This is a genomic window from Trichocoleus desertorum AS-A10, from assembly GCF_039962155.1.
Classification (GTDB): domain Bacteria; phylum Cyanobacteriota; class Cyanobacteriia; order FACHB-46; family FACHB-46; genus Trichocoleus.
Genome location: NZ_JAMPKN010000013.1, coordinates 1 through 17752, shown reverse-complemented (window position 1 = coordinate 17752; position 17752 = coordinate 1). Strand labels below are relative to the sequence as shown.

Below are 17752 nucleotides of genomic sequence, written 5' to 3'. Positions count from 1 at the left end.
ATAGAAGCTGAATGGCGCAGCCTTTGGCAATCTAACCAGTTGTGATGAAGAAAACCTGAGATGACGAGTAGGAGAGAGCTAGGGATGGTCTTGACTGATGAAACACATTTGTCCCAACCGCAATCCCCTTTTGATCTATCAGCCTATCTGAGCGAATGGCAAGTTCAGGTTGAAGCAGCACTCGACCATTCCATCGAGGTCGTTTACCCTGAGAAAATTTATGAGGCCATGCGTTACTCCCTGATGGCGGGAGGTAAGCGCTTGCGCCCGATTTTGTGTCTGGCGACTTGCAACTTGCTCGGCGGCACAGCAGACATGGCCATGCCAACCGCCTGCGCCTTAGAAATGGTGCACACCATGTCCCTGATCCACGATGACCTCCCCGCAATGGATAACGATGATTATCGACGGGGTAAGTTGACCAACCACAAAGTTTATGGTGAAGACATTGCGATCTTGGCAGGTGACGGACTGCTCGCCTACGCCTTTGAATTTATTGCCACGCAAACTCGCAATGTCCCCGCTGAACAGGTCCTCAAGGTAATTGCTCGTTTAGGTCGAGCGGTCGGGGCGGCTGGATTAGTGGGAGGCCAAGTCGTAGATCTAGAGTCCGAAGGACGCTCTGATGTCTCTCTGGAAACTCTCAATTTCATTCACAACCATAAGACTGCCGCTTTACTAGAGGCATCTGTCATTTCCGGGGCTTTGCTAGCAGGAGCCGCAGAGGCCGATCTGCAACGGCTGTCTCGCTACGCCCAAAACATCGGTTTAGCCTTCCAGATCGTCGATGATGTGTTGGATATTACGGCGACCCAGGAAGAGTTGGGTAAAACCGCAGGCAAGGATCTCCAAGCTCAAAAAGCCACATATCCCAGCTTTTGGGGAATTGAAGAATCTAGAAACCAAGCTCAGCGACTGGTGGAATCGGCCAAAGCAGAGTTGGCTAACTACGGTGCCAAAGCCCAACCACTGATGGCGATCGCTGACTTCATCACTGCTCGTACCCATTGAGCCTTCTGTTGCCGTATTTTGAATTTTAGATTCGGCTATAGGAAATCTAAAATTCAAAATTCAAAATCTGATCGACGTTCTCTAACCCAAGCAAACCAACATGCAGGACTTTGCCGACATCCTAGACAACCGGGTGCTGATCGTTGCGCTTGTGTCTTGTCTTGTAGCTCAGGTCTTAAAAGTAATCGTTGAACTTGCCAAAAATCGCAAGTTAAATATTCGCGCTCTTGTAGAAACGGGCGGTATGCCCAGTGCCCACTCTGCTCTAGTTTCAGCTCTGGCAACTGGTGTAGGCCAAATCGTAGGCTGGGCTACACCAGAGTTTGCGATCGCCTTTATCTTCGCCATTATTGTGATGTACGACGCGGCTGGTGTGCGCCAAGCTGCGGGTAAACAAGCGCGGATTTTGAATCAAATTATTGATGAAGTTCTACACGAACAATACGAGTTTACAGAAGCCCGCTTGAAAGAGTTGTTAGGCCATACCCCTGTGCAAGTTTTCGTGGGTTCGGCGCTGGGCGTCGCGATTTCTTGGTTTGCCGTACCGATGTTAGGGCGAGGTGTATAGGAGTTGGGTGTGAGCGCATAGTTCAGTCGCTCGCTACCCTGACCTATTCCGCTGAAATCATAACTGTAGGTTTGAGCAAAACAACCCGACGGCTATCTACCAACATGACCCAAAAACCGCGATCGCTCAAAGTTTGCAACGTAGCGTTCGCAGCCGATTGGTTGGTGGTATAGCCTGCTAATAAATAAGGTTTTTGCCCATAAGAAACCAAGCCTACGTCCTGGCTCAACAGCTGTCGAACTTGAGCAGCAATTTCCGGTTGATCGAAATAATCCACTAAAACTGCATAACCTGTCCCCAAGGGTCGGGGACTGTAAGCTGAATTATTGGGATTTGCTAAATTCGGACTTGTTGGCTGTGGTTGAATTTCAGGTGCTGAAGGTCTTGTTGCTTGAGCTTCAGCAGGACGAGCGACAGTCGCATCGAAGCCGCTTACTTCCTTAAGATACTGTGCCCAAGCATTAGCAATGCCCAAGCTACTAAAGCCACTCACACGAGTGACCACTTGGTTCTGGTAATTGCAAACTGTCAAATCAGCTGTAGCAGGCAAAACTCGCTTCAACTGGGTTTGTTTGTCTGCCGCAGAGCCAGGCACTAAGAGAAGATACTCTGCGGTATTGGGTGGTTGGCATGCTGGGTAGCGAGTCTGAGCGATCGCTGCACTGCCTCCGACCACTACTTCCATAGCAGCTAGCAGGATCGAAAGCAGTAAAACAGGGGGACATCGCTTCATCAGTATAAAAACCTCAAGCATGCCTGGCAGAGAAACGGGACAACAATTCCGTTGTTGAGTGGAGTTTAGGATACCGATGCTAAAGAAACAAGCGGGTCAGGAATAGAGGTGCTAGGAGCCTGAAATTCTCCTGTCAAAACAAACTCTAAACGCAGTTTAAGCCAAGTAATGAATTGAGGATTCGTAGAAATCACCGCAACCGGAGACTGGGGGCACTTCACCTTCACCGGTGCCAGCTCTGGAGCTTCCAGAAATGCAGGTTGTTTCACCAACCAAAAATCAATTTCCTTTTCTTGTTCGCGATAATAGCGATGCCGCTCTTCTAGAACTTCATGAAAGGGTTCTTCTTCGAATAAAAAACGCTGGCTAGCGACGAGGTAATAGTAGGTTTGCATCTCGAATAATTCCCGTTCTTAAATTACTTAGTTGAAAATTGTTGGCCTATAGCTCTCCGCGCATGGCCTGCTTCATCTCCCGCACGGCTCGCTCCAGCCCTACGAGTGCCGCTCGACTGATGATGGTATGCCCAATGTTGAGTTCTTCCATACCCTCTAGACAGGCCACTGGGTAAACATTCCAGTAGGTGAGGCCATGTCCAGCGTTGACTCGCAGTCCAGCCGCGATCGCCTGCCGACACCCCTCTGCCAGAACTTCTAGCTCTTTGGCTCGGCTCACTTCATCATGAGCTTCTGCATAACGGCCTGTATGCAACTCAATAAATTTGGCACCAACGGCTGCGGAAGCTTGAATTTGAGCAGGATCAGCATCAATGAATAAGCTCACTGGAATTCCAGCATTTTGTAACTGGGCTACCACTTGCGCCATGCGCTCCTGCTGGCCCGCGATCTCTAAGCCACCCTCCGTCGTCACCTCTTCCCGCCGCTCCGGAACCAGAGTGACATAGTCAGGCTTGATGTCGAGGGCGATCGCCACCATTTCATCGGTTGCCGCCATTTCCAGATTCAAGTGAGTACGTACAGTCTGTCGCAACAGCCGCACATCTCGATCTTGAATGTGCCGTCGATCTTCGCGCAAGTGAACGGTAATGCCATCAGCCCCAGCTAACTCTGCTAAAACAGCCGCTGCCACCGGATCTGGCTCCACCGTCCGACGCGCTTGTCGAATCGTGGCAATGTGGTCAATGTTAACGCCAAGCGTAGGCAAACTAACCCTCTCCTCTGCCCAGAACTTCCGTTCTTTATCTTACCTGAAAGGCTGGAAGGCTTACGCTAGCAATCGAGCTTAACAAATGTAGGTTAACGACCAGAAATGTTTGTGTCTGAGTTTAACTCTGAGTGCAGCTGGTCAATATTTTCCTCCCACTGGCTGCCATTGAACGGTGTAATTTGAAACTTTGCCAACACATCACCGTCAAGACAGCGTACATTCACATCAAAATCGTTGGGATGAGAGCGAGGCCGATAAAAGGCATGAATCCCGCAGGTACGGCAGAACAGATGTTTGGCTGTGCCCGTATTAAAGGTATAAGTTGTTAGTGCCTCAGAGCCAGCTAGCAACGTAAAGTTTTCCGGAGGCACAATCAAATGGAGAAATCCTTTTTTGCGACAAATTGAGCAGTTACAGTCAACAGCTTCATGCCGAGCGACCTTGACCTGGAAGCGAACTGCCCCACAATGGCAACCACCTGCGTAAGTACTAGGTTCCTGCATTGTCAAATTTGACCTGTATAAAATACGGAGAACTGGAATCTCTTATCCTATTCTCCATACAAAGTTCGGTATTGGCACCAAGCCGATTGGTTACGTTTCCCAGCTATTTTGATAACAGATTGAGCGGCAATTGATCTGAGGTGCGGTTCGACAAGAATCGTGACTCTAGTAGTTCAGCCTTTGAGCTGGGCCGAGGATCAGTTTGCCGATTTTTCGTTGGGATCTAGCAGGGATAAAATCGTCACATTGAGGGACTCTGCCATGCAAATGGAGAAGCAAAAGCAGCAGCAAATCTTAGGTTACTTCATTGAAGAGGCAAAAGAACACCTCGAAACTCTGGAAAGCGGGCTGCTGGATTTACGCTCTACAGTGGCAGATTCAGAGCGATTGAATGAGCTATTTCGCGCAGCCCACTCCATCAAAGGGGGGGCAGCAATGCTAGGCTTTACCAGCATTCACAAAATAGGCCATCGCCTAGAAGACTCTTTTAAGTTATTACAAGAGCACCCCCTCACCGTTGATCAACAACTAGAATCGTTTTTCCTTAAAGGTTTTGATGCTTTAAAGGAATTAGTTGATTGCCTTCAAGGGCCATTTGGTCTGAGAGATGAAGACGCCGACCAGATTTTGCAAGAGTCAGAACCCGCGTTTAGTGAGCTACAAGACTACTTAAATCGCCTTATTGGTGTGGGCAGCAAATCGACTGTTGCAGCTGCTCAGTCTGCCAAACCTAAAGCTTCTGCTCAACCTCAGGCTCAATCTGCAAATTCAGCCAATAATTTGACTGCACAGGTTACAGTAGGCCTGAAGCAGATGCTGCAATTGTTTAAGCAAAAAGAATCAGCTGCTAGCCGCCAACAGTTACAAGCTTTGTGTGCTCGCTTGTTGCAATTGGGCAAAGGAATTAATGCTTGGCAGAACTTAGTCAAAACGGCTCAAGCCGCGATCGCCAATCCTAAGAACTCCTATCAAGTTCTAGCGCCTCTAGTAATTAAGGAGCTAAAAGAAGCGAGTGCTTTGGTCCAGACAGGCAGAGCAGATGAAGTAGCACCTAGTCAACAGCTACGTCGTCTTGCCGCAGTGCCAGAACCTGTGCGCTATATTCCTGAATCTACTGCCCCAGCTATGTTTATGGAACCCAGACTTACTGCTAAAGCTCTAATTCAGGCTTTCAATAAACAGCAACTGACTGAGATTGCTGAGCTACTGCTTAAAGCTGCTAAGTAGTAAAAATTAACCACTCAAAATGCATATTAAACCTCTTGAGCGATCGCTTAGGGGGTTTTTTAATATCAGTCATCGATATACTATAAGCGAAAATGGCCACTGTTATTGATGAGCTAAAATGTTGATTTTGCTACTTGTATTCAATTTTTTAAGTACAATTTTTATTTTTATTTCTCTTGAGCCTGGTCGGCGTCTAGGTTTAAGAGATGCATTCATTAAATCATCTATCATTTACGGAATATTAATTGTAGTTTTGACTGAGGTTTTAAGCTTTAAACACTCTCTAGAAACTAGCTTTGTTGCCAGCTTTTGGAGCTTACTTTTAACTTTAAACACTGCGTTAGTGGGTTTGAAGTTTAAGCGGCGATCGCTACAGCCGCTTAAACTTCAAAATCTAAATTGGCGATTTTTCGATTGTGATAACTTAATTTCTATTTTTACGGTGTTCAGTGTTCTTGGCCTTACATTAGCTACTGCTCTGATTGCGGCACCTAATAATTGGGATGCTATGACTTACCACTTACCACGAGTTATGCATTGGCTGCAAAATCAAACAGTTGCTTACTATCCAACCAATAACGTACGTCAAATTTCTTTGCCTCCCGGGACGGGATACTTGGTTGCTCAACTACAAATATTAGCTCGTAGCGATCGCTTCGCTAGCTGTGTTCAATGGTTAGCATTTTTAGGAATTATAGGAGGTACTTCCCTGGTTGCTGAGAAATTAACTCATGATGCTGCCAAATGGCTCCCTATGTTGGTTTGTGCCAGTCTGCCAATGGCTATTATGCAGGCTACCACCCCCCAAACTGATTTAACTCTTACTTATTGGCTGGTTTGCTTGGTCTACTTTATTTTTAGAACAAAAGATTATAAAGCACATGACTATTTTTGGATTTCTGTATCTTTGGGATTAAGTATTCTGGCTAAGCCAACAGCCTTTGTGTTTGGTTTTTCTCTAATGGTTATTCTTCTGGTTCGCAACTTAGCTTATAAGAGTTTAAAGTACCCTACTACGCTTAAAAAAGTAATTAGCCAGTTTGGATTAACTGCTTTAAGCTTCATTTTAATTTCCGTAGCTAGCCTAGGCTTATCACTGCCTAGTTACTGGAGGAATTACTTGCTATTTGGTAGCTGGATGGGGCCAGAGTTTGGAACTAGGAACGAGGTCTTAGGTGTGCCTCAAATTCTTTCTAATATCCTAAAATATTTAGCCATCAACTTGCCGATCCCAGGGTTTTGGCAGTTAACTGCTTCCATCCATCAGAGCGTTTTGCAAGTTGATGTTAACAATCCAAGGTTTAACTATTCTCCTACTCCTCTAGCTGGGGATGTGTCACAACTTCCTTTGGCATTGCTTAAGATTTTAGCTCCACATGAAGACTATGTTGGTAATCCTATCCATCTTCTATTAATAATTTTAGGTTGGATTATCTTAATTTTTGGCTGCAAAAACCTAAGTCGAGGCACTAGAAGTCTAGATTTATTGATGTTGTCGATTGCTAATTTAGTTAGTTTTTTAAGTTTCTGCTTGCTATTGAAATGGCAGGTTTGGGGAAATCGCTTACTTTTACCTTTGTTTGTCTTGAATGTTCCTTTGATTACTTATTGTCTACATCGCATCGCACCCTTAAAGCTGCGTAGAGCATTCTTAGTACTCTTAGCATTCATGGCGATCCTATATGCCCTTACGCCTATGAGACATCCTCTCCTGGCTTTGCCTAATCGTTCCGATGAACAATCTGCTTCAATTCTGACTTTGTCACGTTCAGAAGTTTACTTCAGCGGAGCACGCAAGGAATTGCAAGCTCCCTACAGAGCAGCGATCGCCTTAATCCAGCAACATCAATGTCGTTCGGTTGGCTTGGCTTTAGGGGGTGATGACTGGGAATATCCCTTGTGGGTACTAATGGAAGAGCAAAGCTCATCTAGCTTTCAAATGAAATCTGTTGGAGTCAAAAACGAGTCTCGCCTAGCGCCACCGGAGTTTCCAGACGAACAACTTTGTGCCGTGCTGTCTACCATTCCAACTTATCAACCCCAAAATTTAGGTGCTCAGAACTTAGCTTGGCAAGAGCAAGTCATTTCTGAAACTCCTTTTGTGAAAGTTTTTGTTTCAAATGTAGAGAAGCAAAATTCACTCAGTTGATCAGGCTATAGAGAAATTAGCCGACGGATGACAAGGAGCGATCGCTAGTCAGTAGTATTAATGGGGAATCAGAACGGCGATCGCTGAACAAGTGGAGGAATGCAGTGGTAACAGTCGGGTTTATTGGCACAGGCTTGATGGGTTTGCCGATGGCAGAGCGGCTGTTGGCTGCTGATCTGTCGGTCATTGTTTGTAACCGTACTCCAGAGAAACTAGAGCCGTTACAACAGGCAGGAGCTGCGATCGCTCAGTCTCCAGTAGAGTTATTGCAACAAGCAGATTGTGTGTTGCTGATGTTGGCAGATGCTCCTGCGATCCAAGCTGTGCTTTTATCACCAGAAACACGCTCAGCCTTGACAGGACGTACCATCATTCAGATGGGCACAATCGCCCCAGCTGAGAGTTGTGCGATCGCGGCAGAAGTTGAGGCGGCAGGAGGCAGCTATCTAGAAGCACCTGTACTAGGCAGCATTCCAGAGGCGCAGGCAGGTAAATTGATCATCATGGTGGGAAGTTCACCAGAGCTGTTCCAACGTTGGCTGAGTCTCTTGCAACACCTAGGGCCAGAGCCGCAGTTGATCGGCGAGGTGGGAAGTGCAGCGGCTCTCAAGTTAGCGCTCAATCAATTAATTGGCTCGTTGACCACGGCTTTTGCCTTGAGTCTAGGCTTTGTGATGCGGCAAGGCGTGGATGTGGAAACTTTCATGAACATTTTGCGGGATAGTGCTTTGTACGCACCGACATTCGACAAGAAGTTACCCCGCATGGTGGAGCGTAATTACACCAATCCCAATTTCCCCACGAAGCATTTGCTGAAAGATATGAATTTGTTCTTAGGAGCAGCTCAGTTAGCAGGATTAAATGTCAGCAGTTTGGCAGGAGTCCAAACAATTTTGGAAATTGCTCAGAAGATGAGTTTAGCCGAAGCAGACTACTCAGCTTTATTCTCTGCGGTCAATCCTCAGGAGTAACCGAGGCAACTGTGGCGATCGCTTCTCATCTTTTCATTAATAATATCGCCCACTACCTCCGCCATCGGTCAAACTGATCTTCTGAACAGCCGTTGATATATGCATTGGAAACCCAGCCGTTGATCGGGCGTACCCGTTCGGTGGTTGGGTCTTCAACTCCTACCAGCTTGACCCAGTTGCCCCGCCGATTCAGCGCCCTAACTACACGACCGCGATTGAGCTGAGTCAGCACGGAGTAAGTGGTGCTAGGGCCACTCCGAATATTGACAGAGTTACTATTAATGAATGAGCAAACTCCTTGACTCGGGTTACTTACGTCAGTTCGAGCTAAATATCTAGTTACTCTCTCTTCAACCCGTTTCCCATTGGGAAATTCAACTGCTAGCACGGGGTTAGGAATTCGGGAGGTGGGAATTTGCAAAATATAGGTGTAGTCGTCGTTTCTAAACTCGAAATAGCGTAATTGCCGAGGATCATAATTAACGGCTTCTAGGTTCAACCCTGGGCCACCATTTCTCGTACGGCTACGGTAGAAGCGCGGAGCAGTGGGATCATCCTCTGCACCACAAATGTAAACTAAATAGTTTTTGGTTTCTGCATAGGCTAGGGTTCCACCAGTTCCACGACCACAGGTGATATCTCCTTCAATTTCGCTCAAACTACCAACTTTTAGTTGCGCGATCGCAGGCTGGCTGGAAAATCCAAAAGTGAGAATTGTAAAAGACAATGCAACTGATAAAGCCTTAAATTGTTTACGACCTAACATAGATCGGAAGATATGTGAGGATGACTTTTCATCCAATCCTATCAGGCTTGACCTCAAGCATTGCGGGAATAAAATCTATCTTTAACATCTGCTCAGCTTCTTTAAAGTAAATAAATTATGAGTCGAGAGCTGCTGAGGAAACGATTGATTCTAGGGTTCAAATTTGCTGGTGTGCTGATTGTAGTAGCTGCTCTTTTAAGAGAGATGAAATATTTAAATTTGTCAGCTTCATTGGCAATAGCTCTAGAGAAAATTCAGAGTTTAGGTGTTTGGGCACCGATCGCCTTTATCTGCATTTATATTTTTGCAGCTCTGTGCTTGATTCCAGGCTCTTTACTCACGCTAGGAGCTGGGGTGTTGTTTGGGGTCGTTTTTGGTTCCATCTATGCCTTTGTAGGAGCCACGCTGGGAGCGATTGCGGCTTTCCTAGTCGGCAGATATTTAGCGAGAGGATGGGTAGCTCAGCAGATTGAAGGTCATGCCAAATTTAACGCCGTAGATCAAGCAGTGGCACGGGAGGGGCTCAAAATTGTGCTATTGACTCGACTCTCTCCTGCCTTCCCATTTGTCTTGTTGAACTATGTTTTTGGCATTACGCAAGTCTCTCTTCGAGATTATGGATTGGGCTGCTTGGGCATGCTGCCACCCACTATTATGTATGTTTACATTGGTTCCCTGTTGGGTGATTTGGCAACCTTAGCTACCAAAACTACAGGGCGATCGCGTTCCCCAGCGGAATTGGTCTTCTACAGTGTGGGCTTAGTTGCCACTGTAGTTGTCACCATTTACGTCACTCAAGTTGCCCAAAAAGCCTTAAACGAAATTTCTGGAGGAACTAATGTCTCAGCCAAGCGTTGAGTCGGTAAAAGTGCTACCGATGGATGAGTATAACGAAGCTTTAGTGAATCAGGTACGGCCTGACCATTGGACTAATCCGCAACCGGCTGCTTGCTACAACTTAGTGGTCATTGGGGGAGGAACGGCAGGGCTAGTGACAGCCGCTGGAGCGGCAGGCTTAGGAGCAAAAGTTGCACTGGTAGAAAAGCACTTGTTGGGGGGCGATTGTCTCAATGTGGGCTGCGTTCCTTCGAAATGTATGATTCGCTCTGCTCGGGCAGTTGCTGACTTGAAAGCGGCAGGACAGCATGGCATTCAGGTACCAGAAAATCTGGAAGTTGATTTTGCTGCCGTGATGGAGCGGTTGCGACGAGTGCGGGCCGAGAGTAGCCACCATGATTCAGCTCAACGCTTTCAACAGCTAGGAGTTGATATTTTCTATGGCACCGCTAAGTTTACCAGCTCCAATACAGCGGAAGTAGGAGGTCAAACGCTGCGGTTTAAACAAGCTGTGATTGCTACAGGAACTCGTGCCGTTGAGCCTGCGATCTCAGGATTGGCAGAGGCAGGCTACTTGACCAACGAAACTGTTTTTTGCTTAACTCAGCGTCCGCAACGGTTGGCAGTTATCGGAGGTGGACCTATCGGTTGTGAGCTAGCCCAGGCATTTCAGCGGCTAGGGTCTGAAGTGGTGGTGTTGCACAAGAACGATCACCTCCTCGATCGCGAAGATGCAGATGCGGCTGAGATAATTCAACAAACTTTCATCAGCGAGGGCATTCAATTATTGTTGTCAGCTCAAATTCAGCGAGTTGAAGTGAGCAGTGCAGGTAAAGTCGTTTATTACGAGAGCAATGGCCAACCTGACTCAATCGTTGTAGATGAAATTTTGGTAGGGGCGGGCCGAGTTCCTAGGGTCGAAGGCTTAGATTTGGAACGGGTAGGCGTGAAGTATGACAAAACTCAAGGGGTGTGGGTGAATGACCGCCTACAAACCACCAATCCTCGCATTTATGCAGCGGGTGATATTTGTATGGATTGGAAGTTTACTCATGCTGCTGATGCGGCGGCTCGCATCGTGATTCAGAATGCTCTGTTTCTAGGACGCAAAAAACTGAGCTCGCTCACCATGCCTTGGGTGACTTATACCGATCCAGAGGTGGCTCACGTTGGCTTGTATGAGCCGCAGGCTCAAGCTCAAGGTATTAACCTAGATACTTACTTAATTCCTTTAGAGGAAATCGATCGCGCGATTATAGATGGAGAAACCGCTGGATTTGCCAAAATCCATGTCAAGCAAGGAACTGACAAAATTGTGGGTGCAACGATTGTGGCTCGCCATGCCGGGGAGATGATCAGTGAAGTAACCTTGGCGATGGTAGGAAATTTGGGATTGGGGGCGATCGCCAATACCATCCATCCTTATCCCACTCAAGCAGAAGTAATTCGCAAAGCTGCAGATGCCTACAACCGCACCCGTCTAACTCCTACTATAAAAAAATTGTTCTCGACTTGGCTCGCTTGGCGGCGCTCATAAACTCCCAAAAAATTTAGGACGCAACATCTTGCGCCCTAAAAGTGTTTAGCAATCTCTGATTAATTGAAGTCAGAATTTTATCTCTGAAGCTCTGGTTGCAGGAGCAAGCCTTAGAGTTAATCTTCTAGGTAACAGGTACTCAACAAGTAGCGTTAAACTCGCTCAATTACTGCTTAGCAGCGTCTGTCTTGGCAGCATCGTCACTTGCAGCAGAAGCATCTTTAGCGGCGTCTTTGGCAGTGTCAGCAGCTTTGTCAGCATCCTTAGCAGCATCAGCTGCCTTATCAGCCGCTTTGGAAGCATCTTCAGCTGCTTTCTCAGCTTCAGCAGGCTTGGCAGTGCTATCAGCCGCACCAGCAGCGGGGCTGGCTTCGGTTACAGCAGGGCTAGCTTCAGTTGCGGTGCCACCATTGGTAGGAGTGGTGCTGGTGTCTGAGGAGCAGCCAACAAGAGCACCGAAGCTCAGGGTTGCAACAGCGGCCAAAGTGGTTAGGTAATTAGCTTTCATAAAACTCTCCAACTAGTCAGGACAAAAGTGCGATCGCCCCAGACAAGACTGGGCTTATTTGTGTATTAAGACCTATCAGACTGAGTTTTTGCTGAGAAACAGTTTGGTATCTGTTAAGAAAAAGAAAAGTGCAGGAAATTGAGGAGATATTAATATGCGGTTTTACTCACAAGTGATTTTTCCACGACTCCTAGATTGGGGTATGTCTCACCCCGCTTTGGCGCAGTATCGGCAAGAACTATTGGCTGAAGTAGAAGGAGAAGTTTTAGAAATCGGCTTTGGCACTGGATTAAATCTGCAATACTATCCCTGCCAAATTCAGAAAATTACAACGGTGGATGTGAATCCAGGTGTTAGTGCTTTGGCGCAAAAACGTATTCAAGCTACGGCGATCGCCGTAGATCATTGCCTATTAAATGGTGAGAATTTGCCAATGGCGGATAATACATTTGACAGTGTGGTGAGTACCTGGACTTTATGCAGCATTGCCAAAGTGGATCAAGCTTTGCAGGAGATTCATCGGGTGCTCAAGCCATCGGGCAAGTTTTTCTTTGTTGAGCATGGATTGAGCGAAGACCCCCAAGTTCAGGTCTGGCAAAATCGCCTTACGCCTCTACAAAAAGTGATTGGAGATGGTTGTCACCTCAATCGCCAGATTCAGCAGTTGGTTGAAGCAAACCACTTCGAAATCTTGAAATTAGACAAGTTTTACGTCACTACTCTTCCTAAAATAGGCGGTTACATGTACAAGGGAGTCGCCATCAAAGGATAAGCAGGGTCATACGCAATAGTCATCAATATCAGATTCATTTCCTTGCAACTAAAAGAAACGATCGCCCCTAATTCCTGAGACAAAAATATAGGAGGGGAGCGATCGCCTAGATTAAATTAAGGCACTAGAGCATGAGTCCAATTTGCTACTGTCCGTCGCATAAAACGCTCAGATCAATTCTTTTGCCTCTAGCGTCAATTACGCGACAACTGCGATCGACCGAGTCGGCTGTTTGAGAGAGGCCCGCATACCCGATATATCCTTTCGGTAGAGAGCGCATGGCTACAACTGACTCCAATCCTGCTTCAAAATCCAAACTAGTGGATGCTGAGTATTCGATTGTAGGTCCATCTACCGATACAGCGACTCCCTCACAACCAGGAAGCTCAGAAACCTTTGCTCCTGCCGCTTGCCAGTCTTGCAGTTGATGACGAAATTCAATCAGTTGCTGCCGATCTTGGGATGTAATTTGAGGATTGCCGATCCGGGGTCCCATTGCCTTAATGGCTCGGTTCCAGTTATTTTGGCAGACCAAATCTTTAAGTGAGGAATCGAGCTGGGGCAGGTTGAGCGCCTGACTCTTGTCAGCAAAACTCAAGCCTTCTACGCTCAGCAAAGCAGGGGTTAACAGTGCAATCGAACTTAATTCTCTCAGCATGATCGATACCGGAAAGTTCCAACCCTTTTTTCAGCTAATTTGGCTAGCCATCCGGTATTTCTGCTGTTATCAACGGAGAGGGGGGGATTCGAACCCCCGTTGAGTCGCCCCAAAACAGATTTCGAGTCTGCCGCATTCAACCACTCTGCCACCTCTCCAGAGGTTTGGTCTCTATTTATTTTAGAGGAATTTACCCATTCTACAGTAGAGGAACCTCGTTTTCTGTAGATTCTAGAGTCCTAGTTAAGCCTTGATTCGGTTGCCACTGCAAAGCTCCATCTCGCCCAGTCCAGTAAACTTCAATCTTGTTCCGGCGGAGTTGGGCCATCGTATCTGGATCAATGGAGGCAGCAGAGGCGATCGCGATTTGCGGCTTAATCGCTTTTAATAAGCTATTGGTTAACGGTTCGCCAGTCCACCAAAGTACCTGTGCTGGAGCTAATTGGCCTGACTCTACCAAAGCGTTCTGTTCACTACTCTTGAGATGGCTTAGCCAGATCCACGGCTGGTCGTACAACTTAAAGGCCCAGACAGCTAAATCAGTACTGATAGGTTGTACAGCAGTAGAACCAATTTGAATCGTTTGACCTGAAGCTAAAAGCTGGTAATGCTTTTGGGCAGATAGGCTAGGGAGAACCACAGCCTTCTGGTCAGACGCTATGGCAGGTGGGCGATCGCCCGCCCTAACTTTAGAGGCGGCGCTTGTATAAAAAGCTTTAATTGGCAGCTGATCTACAATTTGAGACCAACCTTGATGATTATGTTGAGTGTCTGTAGCCACAGCCCAATCGATTTGATTAATTCCTTGCTTTTGCAAGAATGGCAGCACTGTTAAACTAGCGATCGCTTCGTTGCCACTGTTCACCAAGCCAACGCGACTTTGGTCTTGAACCACTAAGATGGGTTCTCCAGATGTCGCTAGGACGGTTGCCCGAAACAAGGTTGTGTAGCTATACCAAACGGGTAGCACAATTAAGCCAACAGCAATCAGACCTGCTGCCCACCAACGACGCTGCCACCAGGTCTGTAGCCAAGCAAGACAAATCAAGCCATACAAAACAGCGAGTTGCAACGTAGAAATAGTTCCTACTGCAATAGAATTACCCGGTAATCGACTAAAGAAATCGACAGTGGCGATCAGCCCATGGGTAGGATAGTAAAGCAACCAAGCGATCGCACTTCCGGCTAAAGGCCAAACCAAGGCAGCTAAGGCACTAACAACGCCACCAATACTAATAATTGAAATCAATGGAGTCGTTAGAAAATTCACCACAATACTGTAGGGAGAAACCAACCCAAAAGCATAAAGTTGTAAAGGTAAGGTCCATAAGTAAGCAGCAATTGGCACCGCAATTAAAGTTGCGATCGCAGGAGGGAGCCAATCTAGCCGCTTAATCACAGGCGGGACAGTGACCAATAAACCTAAGGTGGCTAGCAAGCTTAGTTGAAATCCTAAGTCCCAAATCCACAGCGGGTTCCATAATAGTAGAAACGTCGCTGCAACCAATAGAGAACCTAAAGGCTTGATTTTTCTTTGGGTTCCTAAAGCAACCAGAGCTGCAAATCCCATCAAAGCTGCTCGCAGCACAGCGGGTTGCAAACCTGCCAAACCTACAAATATAGCTAGCGCCCCTGTCCCAGAAATTATTTGCATCCGAGCTGGAAAGCGCCGAGTTAAGACTAGAACTAATCCTAAAATGAGCGAAGTTTGGAATCCTGAAGCTGCTAGTGCATGGGCTAAACCGATTTTGGCAAACTGATCTTTAATGTCATAAGGCAAATCAACTGCACGACTGCCCAGCACCATAGAACTAACTAGCGGTCCTTCAGGACTGCCTAGCCAGCGTACCTGTGTTTGAATAATTTTTTGACGAATCGCCCACCAGCCCCACTGAGGAATAGGTGTCCCTGGTGTCAAACTAATTTGACGACCGCTGAGACCGGCAAATCCCCCTTCTTGCGCCAGATAAGCCCGAAAGTCAAACTCTCCTGGATTTTGAGCAAGCTTCGGCTCATATAACTTACCTGTAACCGCGATCGCTTGCCCGGATCGAAGACCTGTTCCTTGTAGCAAGGGCAGCGTTACATACAGTTTGCCACTCACCGCTTGGTTGGAGTTAGCTACTTGTGCTGGAACAATTACCTGACTGACCTGAGTTGCTTTCATCCAAAACTGCGATCGCCCACTCCGAGTCAGGCGGGGTGAGCCGATGACTTTTCCTTGAACGGTCACAATCTGCTCTGAATTAATCGATGAGGAGCTAATCAGTTTGCTGACGTCGTTTGCCGCTGGGTAGGGCGTACGGGCTTGAAAATATAGGCTAGCTAAAAGCCCCACCAATCCAGCAGCTATACAAACTTTAGGATTCCATTTTAGTTGCCAACTTTCTGGTAAACGTAACGAACGGGCAATCGCGGGCGGAATAGCAAAACGTCGGCGAGCTAGCAAGGCCGCTACAATGCCCAGCCCCAGCAATAAATAACCGCCGCCTGGGATTGTAGTTATCAGCAATCCTAGGATGTAAGCAAAACATAGAATGATACCCGCTAGGGTCATCAATCGCCTCCTGAACTAGATTGATAACCCTAACTTCAAACCTAACCCCGCATGAACCAGCATCAGCAACAAGGCAATGCTCCCTAGCAAAGCATGAACTGTACGCAGTGACTTGTTACCACCAAAACCTGCAAGAGCAACTACACCGTTAAAAGCTAATAAGCTCAACATCAGCAAGCCCGTCCAAAAGTGATGGCTTTCAAAAATTGGCTGCTGCTGCATTACTAGTGATAGAACACCACCCGTAAAACCCAAAGCCATAAACAAAAACATCCAACCAGCAATCTTAGGATGCGCATTGCGGCTTTGGTCTGCGATCGTAAAATCAGTTGCTAGTCGGCTGCGCCATCCGGTGATGCCAACAGCACTACCCATGGCAACAACTACAATGCCCATCATGGCTGGATGCCCCCAATGCACAACGGGCTCAGGAATACCCAGACTGTGGAACCAAGCAGCAGTTGGTTCTAGGAATTCGCCCAATCCCGACATTTTTTTCCTTTATGCTTCAGTAATAGCTCTAGGTCTATCACTATAGTGACAGTAGATAGCTAAGCATAGAAGTTGGCTCAACGTCGAACCTGAAGACCTCTCCGGAACAGGAAATTCTTAAATGCTAAAGACTAAAGACTACTTCAATCTTTTAATACTTAGAGTGAAGACACTTTAGTCTTTTGAAGTTCTAGTAGCGGAAATCCCAATGCCTCTCGCTGCTTTAGATAAAGTTGAGCTACCTGCCGTGCCAAATTGCGAATCTTTAGGATATACCGCGTACGCTCAGTAACAGAAATAACTCCCCTAGCATCCAATAAATTGAATGTGTGAGAACACTTCAAGACGTAGTCGAATGCAGGTAAAACCAGCTCCTGTTGCATTAGTCGCTCTGCTTCCTGCGCATACAACTCAAACAGTGTGAACAGTAGCTCTGGGTTTGAAGCCTCGAAGTTGTAAGTCGAGTTCTCAACTTCTCCTTGGAGGTGCACATCTCCATAGGTGAGCTCATCATTCCAACGAATGTCGAAAATTGAGTTTACCCCTTGGAGGTACATTGTTAACCGTTCTAAACCGTAAGTGATTTCAACAGAAACCGGGCGGCAATCAATACCACCGCACTGCTGGAAGTAAGTGAACTGTGTCACCTCCATGCCATCTAACCAGACTTCCCAGCCAACACCCCAGGCCCCAACTGCTGCATCTTCCCAGTTATCTTCTACAAAACGGATGTCATGCTCCTCTGGATGAATACCTAATGCTCTTAAAGAATCTAGATAGATTTCCTGAATGCTGTCTGGCGAGGGTTTAATCAGCACTTGATACTGATAATAATGCTGCACTCGATTTGGATTTTCTCCATAGCGCCCATCTCCAGGCCGACGACAGGGCTCAACATAAGCAACTGACCAAGGCTCTGGTCCAATAGCCCGCAAAAAGGTATGCGGGCTTTTAGTTCCAGCGCCTTTTTCTGTATCGTAGGGCTGGACGATCAAGCAACCGCGATCGCTCCAAAACTGATGCAGAGTAGCAATAACCGACTGAAAATTCACAAACTCCCCCCTTCTGCGCAAGCACGATGCATTCTGGCATCTCTTCTCTACTATTGTCACGCAAACCTCGACACAGAGAGCTTTTGAAAATAATCCAAAAAATCTTCTATCTCCCCCCTTGACAACCCCGTGTGGACTTCGTTATATTGGCTAAGCGGTCGAGGGAGAAGGGGCGCGGAAGCGCACCGAATCAGTCGGCCCCCGCACCTAGAAAAGAGAATAGTTTGAAAGCCAAGATAGCACC

18 protein-coding genes and 1 tRNA gene are annotated in these 17752 nt (G+C 47.0%); 8 read left to right on the top strand and 11 right to left on the bottom strand.

What is annotated here, in order from left to right:
* The first annotated feature begins 84 nt into the window (after positions 1 to 84).
* Together crtE and NDA01_RS17290 are read left to right on the top strand one after the other, a co-directional pair.
* The gene (crtE, locus tag NDA01_RS17295) at positions 85 to 1011 is read left to right on the top strand and encodes a geranylgeranyl diphosphate synthase CrtE (protein WP_348228919.1); all 927 of its coding nucleotides are present in this window, start codon (positions 85 to 87) and stop codon (positions 1009 to 1011) included.
* 100 nt (positions 1012 to 1111) lie between these two features.
* Complete coding sequence (locus tag NDA01_RS17290; RefSeq protein WP_190438748.1) at positions 1112 to 1579, top strand: divergent PAP2 family protein; 468 nt, start codon at positions 1112 to 1114, stop codon at positions 1577 to 1579.
* Between the two features lie 43 nt (positions 1580 to 1622).
* Here the strand turns inward: NDA01_RS17290 and NDA01_RS17285 are convergent, their stop codons facing one another.
* From NDA01_RS17285 to NDA01_RS17270, 4 genes are all read right to left on the bottom strand, one after another.
* Positions 1623 to 2264: a hypothetical protein gene (locus NDA01_RS17285; RefSeq protein ID WP_348228918.1), complete on the bottom strand. Its 642-nt coding sequence runs from the start codon at positions 2262 to 2264 to the stop codon at positions 1623 to 1625.
* A gap of 113 nt (positions 2265 to 2377) precedes the next feature.
* Positions 2378 to 2707: an MgPME-cyclase complex family protein gene (locus NDA01_RS17280; RefSeq protein ID WP_348228917.1), complete on the bottom strand. Its 330-nt coding sequence runs from the start codon at positions 2705 to 2707 to the stop codon at positions 2378 to 2380.
* A 46-nt stretch (positions 2708 to 2753) separates the two neighbouring features.
* Positions 2754 to 3476, bottom strand: coding sequence for a pyridoxine 5'-phosphate synthase (locus tag NDA01_RS17275; RefSeq protein ID WP_348228916.1), 723 nt, complete (start codon positions 3474 to 3476; stop codon positions 2754 to 2756).
* A 92-nt stretch (positions 3477 to 3568) separates the two neighbouring features.
* Complete coding sequence (locus NDA01_RS17270) at positions 3569 to 3982, bottom strand: GFA family protein (RefSeq protein WP_348228915.1); 414 nt, start codon at positions 3980 to 3982, stop codon at positions 3569 to 3571.
* A 261-nt stretch (positions 3983 to 4243) separates the two neighbouring features.
* Here NDA01_RS17270 and NDA01_RS17265 point away from each other — a divergent pair, with 261 nt between their 5' ends.
* The 3 genes from NDA01_RS17265 to NDA01_RS17255 all read left to right on the top strand — a co-directional run bounded on the left by NDA01_RS17265 (position 4244) and on the right by NDA01_RS17255 (position 8329).
* Positions 4244 to 5209, top strand: a complete 966-nt coding sequence (locus NDA01_RS17265) for an Hpt domain-containing protein (RefSeq protein WP_242024456.1) — start codon at positions 4244 to 4246, stop codon at positions 5207 to 5209.
* 118 nt (positions 5210 to 5327) lie between these two features.
* Positions 5328 to 7358, top strand: a complete 2031-nt coding sequence (locus NDA01_RS17260; RefSeq protein ID WP_348228914.1) for a hypothetical protein — start codon at positions 5328 to 5330, stop codon at positions 7356 to 7358.
* Positions 7359 to 7414: 56 nt separating this feature from the next.
* The gene (locus NDA01_RS17255; RefSeq protein WP_431193438.1) at positions 7415 to 8329 is read left to right on the top strand and encodes an NAD(P)-dependent oxidoreductase; all 915 of its coding nucleotides are present in this window, start codon (positions 7415 to 7417) and stop codon (positions 8327 to 8329) included.
* Between the two features lie 52 nt (positions 8330 to 8381).
* Here NDA01_RS17255 and NDA01_RS17250 read toward each other — a convergent pair whose 3' ends face one another.
* The gene (locus tag NDA01_RS17250; RefSeq protein ID WP_348228913.1) at positions 8382 to 9095 is read right to left on the bottom strand and encodes an SH3 domain-containing protein; all 714 of its coding nucleotides are present in this window, start codon (positions 9093 to 9095) and stop codon (positions 8382 to 8384) included.
* A gap of 204 nt (positions 9096 to 9299) precedes the next feature.
* Between NDA01_RS17250 and NDA01_RS17245 the strand changes: the two genes are divergently transcribed.
* On the top strand, positions 9300 to 9953 hold the full coding sequence (locus NDA01_RS17245; RefSeq protein WP_348228912.1) for a TVP38/TMEM64 family protein: 654 nt from the start codon (positions 9300 to 9302) through the stop codon (positions 9951 to 9953).
* The gene (locus NDA01_RS17240) at positions 9934 to 11469 is read left to right on the top strand and encodes a mercuric reductase (protein WP_348228911.1); all 1536 of its coding nucleotides are present in this window, start codon (positions 9934 to 9936) and stop codon (positions 11467 to 11469) included. The genes NDA01_RS17245 and NDA01_RS17240 overlap by 20 nt, the downstream gene beginning before the upstream one ends.
* Before the next feature lie 166 nt (positions 11470 to 11635).
* Here NDA01_RS17240 and NDA01_RS17235 read toward each other — a convergent pair whose 3' ends face one another.
* Positions 11636 to 11977: a hypothetical protein gene (locus NDA01_RS17235; RefSeq protein ID WP_190438715.1), complete on the bottom strand. Its 342-nt coding sequence runs from the start codon at positions 11975 to 11977 to the stop codon at positions 11636 to 11638.
* A 154-nt stretch (positions 11978 to 12131) separates the two neighbouring features.
* Between NDA01_RS17235 and NDA01_RS17230 the strand changes: the two genes are divergently transcribed.
* Positions 12132 to 12749 carry a class I SAM-dependent methyltransferase gene (locus NDA01_RS17230; RefSeq protein ID WP_348228910.1) on the top strand — a complete coding sequence of 206 codons (618 nt, stop codon included), beginning with the start codon at positions 12132 to 12134 and terminating at the stop codon, positions 12747 to 12749.
* A 145-nt stretch (positions 12750 to 12894) separates the two neighbouring features.
* On the opposite strand, the gene NDA01_RS17225 is transcribed toward NDA01_RS17230, so the two are convergent.
* From NDA01_RS17225 to glyQ, 5 genes are all read right to left on the bottom strand, one after another.
* Positions 12895 to 13407 carry a hypothetical protein gene (locus NDA01_RS17225; RefSeq protein WP_348228909.1) on the bottom strand — a complete coding sequence of 171 codons (513 nt, stop codon included), beginning with the start codon at positions 13405 to 13407 and terminating at the stop codon, positions 12895 to 12897.
* A gap of 73 nt (positions 13408 to 13480) precedes the next feature.
* Positions 13481 to 13565: transfer RNA gene (locus tag NDA01_RS17220), tRNA-Ser, on the bottom strand.
* 41 nt (positions 13566 to 13606) lie between these two features.
* Positions 13607 to 15964, bottom strand: coding sequence for a ComEC/Rec2 family competence protein (locus tag NDA01_RS17215; RefSeq protein ID WP_348228908.1), 2358 nt, complete (start codon positions 15962 to 15964; stop codon positions 13607 to 13609).
* Between the two features lie 15 nt (positions 15965 to 15979).
* On the bottom strand, positions 15980 to 16456 hold the full coding sequence (locus NDA01_RS17210) for a DUF4079 domain-containing protein (RefSeq protein ID WP_348228907.1): 477 nt from the start codon (positions 16454 to 16456) through the stop codon (positions 15980 to 15982).
* A 158-nt stretch (positions 16457 to 16614) separates the two neighbouring features.
* Positions 16615 to 17508: a glycine--tRNA ligase subunit alpha gene (gene glyQ, locus NDA01_RS17205; protein WP_348228906.1), complete on the bottom strand. Its 894-nt coding sequence runs from the start codon at positions 17506 to 17508 to the stop codon at positions 16615 to 16617.
* Positions 17509 to 17752: the final 244 nt, after the last annotated feature.

What these genes read in the sequence shown, in the direction of transcription:
- crtE (WP_348228919.1), top strand. Translation starts at nt 85, where the DNA reads ATGGTCTTGACTGATGAAACACATTTGTCCCAACCGCAATCCCCTTTT.
- NDA01_RS17290 (WP_190438748.1), top strand. Translation starts at nt 1,112, where the DNA reads ATGCAGGACTTTGCCGACATCCTAGACAACCGGGTGCTGATCGTTGCG.
- NDA01_RS17285 (WP_348228918.1), bottom strand. Translation starts at nt 2,264, where the DNA reads ATGGAAGTAGTGGTCGGAGGCAGTGCAGCGATCGCTCAGACTCGCTAC.
- NDA01_RS17280 (WP_348228917.1), bottom strand. Translation starts at nt 2,707, where the DNA reads ATGCAAACCTACTATTACCTCGTCGCTAGCCAGCGTTTTTTATTCGAA.
- NDA01_RS17270 (WP_348228915.1), bottom strand. Translation starts at nt 3,982, where the DNA reads ATGCAGGAACCTAGTACTTACGCAGGTGGTTGCCATTGTGGGGCAGTT.
- NDA01_RS17265 (WP_242024456.1), top strand. Translation starts at nt 4,244, where the DNA reads ATGCAAATGGAGAAGCAAAAGCAGCAGCAAATCTTAGGTTACTTCATT.
- NDA01_RS17260 (WP_348228914.1), top strand. Translation starts at nt 5,328, where the DNA reads ATGTTGATTTTGCTACTTGTATTCAATTTTTTAAGTACAATTTTTATT.
- NDA01_RS17250 (WP_348228913.1), bottom strand. Translation starts at nt 9,095, where the DNA reads ATGTTAGGTCGTAAACAATTTAAGGCTTTATCAGTTGCATTGTCTTTT.
- NDA01_RS17245 (WP_348228912.1), top strand. Translation starts at nt 9,300, where the DNA reads ATGAAATATTTAAATTTGTCAGCTTCATTGGCAATAGCTCTAGAGAAA.
- NDA01_RS17240 (WP_348228911.1), top strand. Translation starts at nt 9,934, where the DNA reads ATGTCTCAGCCAAGCGTTGAGTCGGTAAAAGTGCTACCGATGGATGAG.
- NDA01_RS17235 (WP_190438715.1), bottom strand. Translation starts at nt 11,977, where the DNA reads ATGAAAGCTAATTACCTAACCACTTTGGCCGCTGTTGCAACCCTGAGC.
- NDA01_RS17230 (WP_348228910.1), top strand. Translation starts at nt 12,132, where the DNA reads ATGCGGTTTTACTCACAAGTGATTTTTCCACGACTCCTAGATTGGGGT.
- NDA01_RS17225 (WP_348228909.1), bottom strand. Translation starts at nt 13,407, where the DNA reads ATGCTGAGAGAATTAAGTTCGATTGCACTGTTAACCCCTGCTTTGCTG.
- NDA01_RS17215 (WP_348228908.1), bottom strand. Translation starts at nt 15,964, where the DNA reads ATGACCCTAGCGGGTATCATTCTATGTTTTGCTTACATCCTAGGATTG.
- NDA01_RS17210 (WP_348228907.1), bottom strand. Translation starts at nt 16,456, where the DNA reads ATGTCGGGATTGGGCGAATTCCTAGAACCAACTGCTGCTTGGTTCCAC.